The following is a 10,043-nucleotide window of genomic DNA, read 5'->3' on the forward strand; positions in this document are numbered from 1 at the left end:
GGCTCCGGCTGCTGCGGCACCTGCCGCCGCGCCCGCTGCTCCGGCAGCGCCCGCCGCGCAGGCTCCGGCAGCCCCTGCTGCCCAAGCCCCGGCTGCTCCCTCGACCGGCGTCAAGCCCGGCGCGCGTCCCGCCCCCAAGGCTGAAACCCCGGCTGCTCCGGCACGCCAGGGCGGTTCTGCACCCCGTCCGGGCGGTCCCCGTCCCGGCAACAACCCCTTCGCCACGTCCCAGGGCATGCCCCGCGGCCGCGGCGGCGACAACGAACGCCCCTCGCGTCCGGGCAACAACCCGTTCGCTCCTTCCCAGGGCATGCCCCGTCCGGGCGGAAGCCGCACCGAGGGCGAACGCCCCGGTGGTCCGCGCCCCGCAGCAGGCGCAGGCGGCCCCCGTCCGGGTGGTCCCCGTCCGGCAGCAGGCGCAGGCGGCCCCCGCCCCGGCGCTCCGCGTCCGGCTGGCGCCCCCGGTGCCGGTCGTCCGGCAGGAGCCGGCGGCAACCGCCCGACTCCGGGCATGATGCCCAACCGCACCGAACGTCCCGCACCCGCTGGTGCCGGCCGTCCCGGCGGCGGAGGCCGTGGTCCGGGCCGTCCGGGTGGCGCTCCGGGTACCGGTGCTCCCGGTGCCGGTGGCGGCGCTCCGGCCGGCGGCGGCTTCGGCAAGGGTGGCCGCGGTCGCGGTGGCACCCAGGGTGCCTTCGGTAAGGGCGGCGCAGGCCGTGGCAAGCAGCGCAAGTCGAAGCGTGCCAAGCGTCAGGAACTCGAGCAGATGAGTGCCCCGTCGCTGGGTGGCGTGAGCGTACCCCGCGGCGACGGCAACACCGTAGTCCGGCTTCGCCGTGGCTCGTCCATCACGGACTTTGCCGACAAGATTGAGGCGAACCCCGCAGCGCTGGTGACGGTCCTCTTCCACCTCGGCGAAATGGCCACGGCCACGCAGTCGCTGGATGAAGAGACCTTCGCGCTGCTCGGCGAGGAGCTTGGCTACAAGCTCCAGGTTGTGTCCCCGGAGGACGAGGAGCGCGAGCTGCTCTCCACCTTCGACATCGACTTCGACGCCGAACTGGAAGCCGAAGGCGAYGARGACCTYGAGGCACGTCCTCCGGTTGTCACCGTCATGGGTCACGTTGACCACGGTAAGACCCGACTGCTCGATGCCATCCGCAAGTCCGACGTTATGGCGGGCGAGCACGGCGGCATCACGCAGCACATCGGTGCCTACCAGGTCACCCAYGCCCACGAAGGCGTCGACCGCAAGATCACCTTCATCGATACTCCGGGCCACGAGGCGTTCACCGCCATGCGTGCCCGTGGTGCGAAGGTCACCGACATCGCCATCCTGGTGGTCGCAGCGGACGACGGCGTCATGCCCCAGACCGTTGAAGCCCTCAACCACGCCCAGGCGGCCAACGTGCCGATCGTCGTGGCCGTGAACAAGATCGACAAGGAAGGCGCCAACCCGGACAAGGTCCGCGGCCAGCTGACCGAGTACGGCCTGGTTCCGGAAGAATACGGTGGCGACACCATGTTCGTTGAGGTCTCTGCCCGCCAGAACCTCAACATCGAGGAGCTCCTCGGCGCCGTCCTGCTCACCGCAGACGCTGCCCTGGACATGCGMGCCAACCCGAACAAGGACGCCCGCGGTATCGCGATCGAAGCCAACCTGGACAAGGGCCGCGGTTCCGTGGCTACCGTCCTGGTTCAGTCCGGTACCCTGCACGTCGGCGACACCATCGTGGCAGGCACGGCCCACGGCCGYGTCCGTGCGATGTTCGACGACGACGGCAGCGCCCTGACCGAGGCCGGCCCGTCCCGCCCCGTGCAGGTGCTGGGTCTGTCCAACGTCCCGCGCGCCGGTGACACCTTCTTCGTGACCGCTGACGAGCGCACCGCCCGCCAGATCGCCGAGAAGCGTGAAGCCGCCGACCGCAACGCCGCACTGGCCAAGCGCCGCAAGCGCATCAGCCTGGAAGACTTCGACCAGGCYGTCGCCGATGGCAAGATCGACACCCTCAACCTCATCCTCAAGGGTGACGTGTCCGGTGCCGTGGAAGCCCTCGAAGACGCGCTGCTCAAGATCGACGTCGGCGAGGGTGTCCAGCTCCGCGTTATCCACCGCGGTGTCGGTGCGATCACGCAGAACGACGTCAACCTGGCAACGGTCGACAGCGCCGTCATCATCGGCTTCAACGTCAAGCCCGCCGAGCGTGTTGCCGAACTGGCAGACCGCGAAGGCGTGGACATGCGCTTCTACTCCGTCATCTACGCAGCAATCGATGACATTGAGGCAGCCCTCAAGGGCATGCTCAAGCCGGAGTACGAAGAGGTCCAGCTTGGCACCGCCGAGGTCCGCGARGTGTTCCGTTCCTCCAAGTTCGGCAACATTGCAGGCTCGATCGTCCGCTCSGGTGTTATCCGGCGCAACGCCAAGGCCCGCATYACYCGCGACGGCAAGATCATCGGYGACAACCTCACYGTTGAGACGCTCAAGCGCTTCAAGGACGACGCCACCGAGGTCCGCACGGACTTCGAGTGYGGTATCGGTCTTGGCTCGTACAACGACATCAACGAAGGTGACATCATCGAGACCTTCGAGATGCGCGAAAAGCCGCGCGTCTAAGGTGTCCTAGCGTTACAGGTGCGGGGCCGTTGGATTTTTTCCGGCGGCCCCGCCCCTTCGCCGGACGGTTTTCGATCTTCGATCGCAAACCGCCCGGCTCCGATAGGCCCGATGCCACTCCCCGGCCGCCGGAAAAAACCCAACGGGAGTCCGTCGTAGACTCRCCTTAGGCGCGTGGCATCAAAACCCAACAGTGTGCGGCCACCGTTCCGGCGCCGTCGTACATCCAAATTTTTAGGAGTGGAAATGGCTGATCCCGCACGGGCTGCCAAGTTGGCGCAGCGGATTAAGGTTGTTGTTGCGGAGGCTCTGGGCCGGAGGGTCAAGGATCCCCGGCTTGAGGGCGTTACCGTGACCGACTCGCGGGTCACCAACGACCTGCAGCACGCAACCGTTTACTACACCGTGTTCGGTGACGAAGTGGCCCAGGCCGACGCCGCCAAGGGCCTGGAGAAGGCCAAGGGCGTGTTGCGGCAGGAAGTCGGCCGGAACATCACCGTGCGGCTGACTCCCACCCTCGAATTCGTGGCCGACCAGATCCCCGTGAACGCCTCGAACCTTGAGGAGCTGCTCCGCGAGGCGAAGAAGCGCGACGCCGAGGTGGCCGCGCTGGCCGAACGCGCCACGCACGCCGGCGACGCCGATCCCTACAAGAGCGACACGCCTCAGGACGTTGAGCTGGACGAGGACGACTTCGACGAAGAGGACCTGGACCTCATCGACAACGAAGCGATCGACGAGGACCGCAACAAGTAAGAATGCCTTGTGGCWGTGCCTTCACCRGCWGGGGCCGGATCCGGTAACGGGTCCGGCCCCTGCTGTYTCCTGGGGACCTTCGACTCTAGGCCCGTTCAGGGGCCSGGGAGTCTCATGGAGCAAATGACTGCAGGGATGCGGGAAAGCGCCGGAGTGCCGTGGAAACCAGCCTGACCAAGTGCCCGCGCTGCGGGAAGACCAACCGGATTCCTGCGGCCGCGCCCGGGCGCCCGCGCTGCGGCAATTGCGGGCAGGACCTTCCCTGGATCGTGTCCGCGGGCGATGCCGACTTCCCGGTTGTCGCCGAGGAGTCTGCCGTCCCGGTACTGGTGGACTTCTGGGCGGCGTGGTGCGGACCCTGCCGGATGGTCAGCCCGGTGYTGGACAAGCTGGCGAAGGAGCGGGCAGGGAAGGTCAAGCTCGTGAAGGTCGACGTCGACACCTCCCCGGGGTTGTCCCGAAGGTTCGATATCCAGGCCATCCCAACGCTGCTTGTCATCAAGCACGGGGCAGTGGCGGCCCGCCAGACCGGTGCGCCGCCGGCCGCGGCCCTCCGCAGCTGGCTGGATGAGGCCTTGGCGGCAAACCCGAGGTAACCGCCGGTTGAGCCGGGGTTGGCACGCAGATGCCGCCGAGACGGCAGATCACGGCAGTGCGCAGGAGAAACATTGCCGCTAAGTGCCATCTCGAGATGCCCTAACGGCGCCGGGAGCGCCCCACACCCAAGCCGCCCAGCACAGGCGATCCTGCGCCCAGGAGGAAACCGAAGTCGTACCAGTTCCCCGCGCGGGCGGAGTTGTAGAACGGGAACTCAGTCCAGGCTCCGAAAACATGGGCGATCAGGACGATCCAGGCCGTCAGCCCATTCCAGAAACCCCAYAGCAGGTCTTGCCACCACACGATGTACCCCCTTGGCCGGAATTCCAGGGTGCCCGGACGAGCCGGGAAAGCCCAAAGTCAGGATAACCGGGTCGGCTGGGAGCGCCGTGTGTTTAGGCTATGACTCCAGCGGCACCGGCAACAGGGCCGGTGGTCCCGGCGTGGTCCGCCGCCGGCTCGCGGGCAGGGATGCGGCCAAGGCCCTCCACAAGATCGKCCCTGTTGCCGCAGAGCGCAATGCGGATCCAGCCCTCGCCGATGGACCCGAACGCCGTGCCGGGAGCGAAGGCGACGCCGGAATCGGCCAGGAARCGGCGAGTCCAGGCCCGGACATCCCCGCCGCTGGCATGCGACACGTCCGCCCACAGGTAGAACGCGCCTTGGGCCGCGAGATAGGGGAYGCCGTGGGAGCTGAGCACTTCSGAGGCCGCGTCGCGGTTGGCCCGGTAGTGGGCGTGGGCGTGGCTGACATAGTCCTGCGGGCCGGTCAGCGCCGCCAGCGCGGCGTACTGCGACGGCGACGCCACGCAGGACACGATCGACTCCATGACGTTGTTCATCTTCTGCTCCAGCCCCGGCGGGCAGATCAGCGCGCCAATGCGCAGACCCGTCAGCCCATAGGTCTTGGACAGCGTGAGCGAAGTGAACACGCGCGCTTCTCCCGGAACATCGCTGTCGAAGCGGGCCGGGCTGACATGCGGGACATCGTAGGTGAACGCCTCGTAGCATTCGTCGGAGATGACCCACAGATCGTGCCGCYTGGCCAGTTCCACAAGGCGGCGCGTCAGGTCCTCGCCCAGGACAGCGCCGAGCGGGTTGGACGGCGAATTCAGGATCAGCACCTTGGTCCTCGGCGTGATGAGCGCCTCGATGTCCTCTATCCGCGGCTGGAAATCGTGCTCCGGATACAGCGGRTAGCGGACGGGCACAGCGTGCAGCAGGCTGCTCGTCATCGCGAAGGTGGGGTAGCCGGGGTTGGGAATRAGGATCTCRTCCCCGGGGGAGAGCAGCAGGCTCATGGCGAAGTGCAGGCCCTGCTGSGCACCATCCACCACATAGACCCGATCGGCGCCGACCGGCGTCGCATTGTGTTCCCGGAARCGGGCCGCGAAGGCCTCCCGCAGCSCGGGAATSCCGGCGTTCGGGGTGTARTTGGTCTCGTCGCGGTCAAGGCAGGCCATCCCGGCCTCMAGGACATGGCGCGGGACGGCGAAGCCCGGCTCCCCGATGCTCAACACGATCGCACCYGGCGTTCCCCAGGCGGCTTCGGTGATCTCGCGGATCTGGTTGATCGGGACGTCGCGGACATGTGCGGCAAGCTCGGGCATGTGTGCCATCCTAACGCCCGGCGTCCACCCGGGTGAGGGCGGTCGGCGGCGGGGASRTGGGCGGTGGGGCGCTGCTGGCCCGCATATACTGGGAGGCGTGCTTTCTGGACTGGTGATAGTTGACAAGCCGCAAGGATGGACCAGCCACGATGTGGTTGGACGGATGCGGCGGATCGCCGGTACCCGAAAGGTCGGCCACGCCGGGACGCTGGATCCCATGGCCACCGGGGTTCTGGTGGTGGGCATCAACAAAGCCACSCGGCTGCTGACTTACATMGTGGGYACGTCCAAGACKTACACCGCCACCATCAGRCTGGGTGAATCCACAGTGACGGACGACGCCGAAGGCGAGGTCACTGCCACCCACAGTGCCGCCGGGGTCACCGATGATGCCATCCGTGCCGGCGTCGCCGCACTGACAGGGGACATCGAACAGGTTCCCAGCAGCGTCAGCGCCATCAAGGTCAACGGCGAACGCGCCTACGCCCGGGTCCGGTCCGGTGAAGAGGTCAAGCTCGCCGCGCGCCCCGTGACGATMCACCGCTTTGAGGTCCACGAGATCCGCCGCGGAAATGACGGAAGTGACGGTGACAGTGGCGCAGGCAGCGAGGCCGTGGATGTGGATGTCACGGTCGAGTGCTCGTCCGGGACCTACATCCGCGCCCTGGCCCGCGACCTCGGTGAGGCCCTCGGCGTCGGCGGTCACCTKACGGCACTCCGCCGGACCCAAGTGGGTCCCTACACCCTTGACCAGGCGCACACGCTCGAACAGTTGGCCGAGAAGCTGGACGTCCTCGAGATCTCGGACGCGGCCCGTGCGCTGATGCCCAACCGCGAACTCAGCGAGGCGGAGACCACCGAGATTTCCTTTGGCCGAAGGATCGCTGCCGGGGCCACCGCCGATACGCCGGAGGCTGCGACCGCGGACAAGCCCGCGGCGGCGTTCGCGCCTGACGGCACGCTCGTGGCCCTCCTGGCCGACGCCGGAAGCTACGCCAARCCTGTCCTGGTATTCGCGCCAGATAATGAGAAGCACGGCGATGAAAAGTTGGCCGGCCASTAGTGGACGCGTATTTTTACATCATTCTGGTCGTTGGYCTGCTCTCCAGCATCATCTGCATCGCAGCAGGGATCCTGAAGAAGGCGCCCAACGACACGACSATMCTGTCGGTGGCCGTCGTCGAACTTGCCTTGCTGGTCTATCTGGTGGGCTCGATTGTCAGGGTGGCCAGCGGGGAGCAGATGGCAGGGGAGCCGTGGGAGTTCTGGGGCTACCTGGCGACGGCGCTGCTGCTCCCGATCGGCGCCGTGTACTGGGCCATCCTGGAGCGGACCCGCTGGAGCAACTTCGTCCTGGCCGCCGTCGGCGTCACCGCCCTGGTGATGGCGGCCCGAATGAACCAGATCTGGTATTGAGATGGAAGAGGCAGAAAACGTGACTGCAAAACCCTCGCAGGACGGCACTGGCAACCCGGCAGAGGCGGCCTCCGGGTCCACGGACGCYGCGGCGGATTCGACCGGGACGGCGGACACTGCACCGGTGGCGGCCAATACCCGCAACACCGGGCCGGGACGGTTGCTCATCGCGGTCTATGCCGTGTTCGCGATTTCGGCAACGGCCCGCGCCGGCTACCAGATTCTGACGAAGTTTTCCGAGGCGCCCCTGGCGTACCTGTTGTCAGCCTTCGCCGCAGTTGTCTACGTCGTGGCYACGGTTTCCCTCGCSAAGCCTGGCCGCACCGCATTCAAGGTTTCGGTGGTGGCAGTCCTGGTGGAACTGGTGGGCGTCCTCGTRGTGGGGGCACTGAGCGTGTTCGACTCGGTGAACTTCCCGCACGAGACCGTATGGTCCCTGTTCGGCCGCGGCTACGGATTCATCCCGCTCCTGCTGCCCATTCTGGGACTCATCTGGCTGTATCGCCGGCGSCCCGCGCCCCTGCACRGCTAGCCCCGGCTGTACCGTCCGGGACTGGCCCGTCGCCGGCCGGCTGGCCACCGGCTGCTGGCTAGCCTCGGCGGACGACGCGCCAGTGATCCGCGAGCCTGCTGCGCAACCCGGGCCACGCCGCGGCGAAACCGGGGTGCAGTTCCTTGCTGCCGACCTCCYCAATCTCSACCCATTGCAGTTCGAGGCTTTCCTGGTCGCTGATCGCGGCGTCGAACGGTTGCAGCGCTTCGGCAACCACCGTGGTGTATGTCCAATAGCCGACGTCGAACACCGACGTGAACAGGACGCGGATGTTCTCCGGAGGAACGGCCGCTTCTTCCTTTGCTTCCCGCAATGCCCCGTGGATTGCCTCTTCACCGTGGTGCAGGGCGCCGCCGGGGAGCCCCCACGTGCCGCCCTGGTGGCTCCACAGCGCGCGGTGTTGGAGCAGGATTCCCTTTCCAGGGTCGTGGAGTAGGAGCCCGGCGGAACCGAACCGTCCCCAGAACCGTCCGCGGTCGCCCTCGACCCAGGCGTCACCMGGATCGCGTGGACCGASCGGRTGGCGMGGATCGCCCGGCGCAGGCAGCGCGAATGGTGATTCCCCGGCCYGCGGTGTGGCTGTGATGTCCATCCCTACAGCTTGCCACGCGMCGGTCCGCAGAGGGGCGGGCAACCTACGCAGTGTTACGGGTGACGGCTGGGTGTTGCTGTCCGGGCCTCTGGTTCGTTGCTGCGTGGGCGTCGGGGCGCTGACCGATTCCGCGACCAAGGTCAGCAAAGGCCGCCCGGGACCCCATTGAGCTGGAGCAAATCGTGCTGCGGCGCTTCCTACGGGGCGATTTCCTACGGGCGAAACCTCAGCAGGACCAGGTCCGTTTTTTGTCGTACCYCTCTGGCAGAGTTCAGTTATGGAAGCCATTGGAGATTTCGTCCCGGATCCGGCCCCGTGGGCCGGGCCGGTGGTGTCCTCCCTGCTGCCCCGGTTCGCGGCTATTGATCCCTGGACTGAGGCAGTGGCCGGCGCCGGGAACGCCACGGCGACCAGTATCAGCTGCAGSGCAACTACAGACGCCGGGGAAACGTCYGTCGGCTCGGCGCTGAACTCTGCGCTGGCCCTGCTCSGGTCCTCGACCCCGACGGCGTGCGSCGAGGCGGCCCGGTTCGGCCTGCTGGAGGCCGCGGACTTCGCCGGCCGGRTAGAGGAACTCTCCCGCAACATGGAATACCTGCAACTCGTAGCCGCMGCSGCGGTGGACCGGACACGCAAACAGTCAGCMGGGRCCCGGCCGGCCCTGTCCTGCCACGGGCCGGAGTCTGCGGCGCCGGAGGGCTGGCTCACCGGRTGGAAACAGGAACCCRACGCCCGACAAAAMGGCGCGACTGGCGCCGGGGCTGACAGCGGTTCTGACGCCGGATACGGCGCCGAGACGGCCGGGCTGGACGCTCCATCCGCGGCGGCGGACGACGGCTGCCGGAACGCCACAGAGTTCCTGCGGGTCCGGTTGCGGATCAGCGCCGCCGAAGCCCGGCGCMGGCTCAYGCTCGCCGCCGAGCTGYTGCCCCACACCGGTAYCGGCGGCCACACCGAGCCGCCGGCGCGGGTGGAGCTCGCCGCCGCCGTCGCTTCCGGCATGGTCGCCTCGCGCGCCGCGACCGTCATCACGCTCGCCCTGGACCGGGTCCGGCACRTCTGCCGCCCCGAGGCCGCGGCCACGATGGAACGTGCCCTGACCTTGACGGCGCTAGAGAACGACGCCGACTTCCTGGTCCGGATCGCTCGGCGATGGACCGACGCCCTGGACCAGGACGGCGCGGAACCCTCCGAGGAACTGCTGCGCCGGATCCAGGGCGCCTTCATCCGCAAACCCCGGCACGGCCTGCACCACCTGGAAATCTTCGCCACCGCCGAACAGTACGAACACCTCGTCACCGTCATGAACACCGCCACCAACCCTCGCGCCGGCCTAGACACCGGCTCGGAAATGGGACCCGACAGAGCACAGGGCACGGTGACGGTCGCGGACGCCGCCACGGTCGCGGACGCCGACACGGGCGTAGGCCTGGGCGCCGCCATGGTAGCGAGCGCCGCCACAGGCGTAGGCCTTGGCGCCGCCATGGTAGCGAGCGCCGACGCGGGCGTAGGCCTTGGCGCCGACACCAGTGCAGTTGACTTGCTCGACCAGCGCTCCCGGCCGCAACGGCTGCTCGACGGCCTCGTCGGAGCCTGCAAGGTGGCCCTCGCCACCGGAGGGCTGCCCGCAACAGGCGGTCTCCGGCCCCAGATCATGGCCACCATCGACTACCGCGACCTCCTCCAGCGGCTCGGCGGTGCCGGACCCGACCACGACGGCACCGGATCGGTGACGTTCACCGGCCCCGTCACCGCCTCGACCATCCGCAAACTCGCCTGCGACGCCGACATCATCCCGATGGTGCTCGGCGGGGACGGCCGGATCCTGGATATCGGCCGCGCTTCCCGGGTCTTCCCGCCCCATGTCCGCAAAGCCCTCACAGCCCGGGACCAGGGCTGCGC

General features: G+C 68.0%; 10 protein-coding genes. 7 read left to right on the forward strand and 3 right to left on the reverse strand.

Annotated features, from left to right (window positions below; all coding sequences use genetic code 11):
- From infB to trxA, 3 genes are all read left to right on the forward strand, one after another.
- Window positions 1-2,617: translation initiation factor IF-2 (infB, locus tag AC1DEY_RS22075; protein WP_476869858.1), on the forward strand; the 2,617-nt coding region annotated here is incomplete at its 5' end.
- 246 nt (window positions 2,618-2,863) lie between these two features.
- Window positions 2,864-3,373, forward strand: coding sequence for a 30S ribosome-binding factor RbfA (gene rbfA / locus AC1DEY_RS22080; protein WP_441409405.1), 510 nt, complete (start codon window positions 2,864-2,866; stop codon window positions 3,371-3,373).
- Between the two features lie 158 nt (window positions 3,374-3,531).
- On the forward strand, window positions 3,532-3,969 hold the full coding sequence (gene trxA, locus AC1DEY_RS22085; protein ID WP_476869859.1) for a thioredoxin: 438 nt from the start codon (window positions 3,532-3,534) through the stop codon (window positions 3,967-3,969).
- Window positions 3,970-4,069: 100 nt separating this feature from the next.
- Here the strand turns inward: trxA and AC1DEY_RS22090 are convergent, their stop codons facing one another.
- Both AC1DEY_RS22090 and AC1DEY_RS22095 read right to left on the reverse strand, forming a co-directional pair.
- Complete coding sequence (locus tag AC1DEY_RS22090) at window positions 4,070-4,273, reverse strand: hypothetical protein (protein WP_441409407.1); 204 nt, start codon at window positions 4,271-4,273, stop codon at window positions 4,070-4,072.
- A gap of 92 nt (window positions 4,274-4,365) precedes the next feature.
- A complete protein-coding gene (locus AC1DEY_RS22095; protein WP_476869860.1) occupies window positions 4,366-5,580 on the reverse strand; it encodes a pyridoxal phosphate-dependent aminotransferase in 1,215 nt (404 codons plus the stop codon).
- A gap of 97 nt (window positions 5,581-5,677) precedes the next feature.
- On the opposite strand from AC1DEY_RS22095, the gene truB reads away from it, so the two are divergent.
- From truB to AC1DEY_RS22110, 3 genes are read left to right on the forward strand one after another with little or no spacing between them, the layout of a single operon-like run.
- Window positions 5,678-6,643, forward strand: coding sequence for a tRNA pseudouridine(55) synthase TruB (truB, locus tag AC1DEY_RS22100; protein ID WP_476869861.1), 966 nt, complete (start codon window positions 5,678-5,680; stop codon window positions 6,641-6,643).
- Complete coding sequence (locus AC1DEY_RS22105; protein WP_476869862.1) at window positions 6,643-6,996, forward strand: hypothetical protein; 354 nt, start codon at window positions 6,643-6,645, stop codon at window positions 6,994-6,996. Before truB ends, AC1DEY_RS22105 begins: the two co-directional genes overlap by 1 nt.
- A 1-nt stretch (window position 6,997) precedes the next feature.
- Complete coding sequence (locus AC1DEY_RS22110) at window positions 6,998-7,528, forward strand: hypothetical protein (protein ID WP_476869863.1); 531 nt, start codon at window positions 6,998-7,000, stop codon at window positions 7,526-7,528.
- A gap of 58 nt (window positions 7,529-7,586) precedes the next feature.
- On the opposite strand, the gene AC1DEY_RS22115 is transcribed toward AC1DEY_RS22110, so the two are convergent.
- Window positions 7,587-8,141, reverse strand: coding sequence for an NUDIX domain-containing protein (locus tag AC1DEY_RS22115; protein WP_476869864.1), 555 nt, complete (start codon window positions 8,139-8,141; stop codon window positions 7,587-7,589).
- A gap of 277 nt (window positions 8,142-8,418) precedes the next feature.
- Here AC1DEY_RS22115 and AC1DEY_RS22120 point away from each other — a divergent pair.
- Window positions 8,419-10,043, forward strand: a 1,625-nt coding sequence (locus AC1DEY_RS22120; RefSeq protein WP_476869865.1) for a DUF222 domain-containing protein, incomplete at its 3' end; no start/stop codon positions are given.

This window comes from Arthrobacter sp. 05T47 (genome assembly GCF_056395825.1).

Bases quoted from the DNA above. Each gene is read 5' to 3' on its own strand.
- rbfA (WP_441409405.1), top strand. From the start codon at position 2,864: ATGGCTGATCCCGCACGGGCTGCCAAGTTGGCGCAGCGGATTAAGGTT.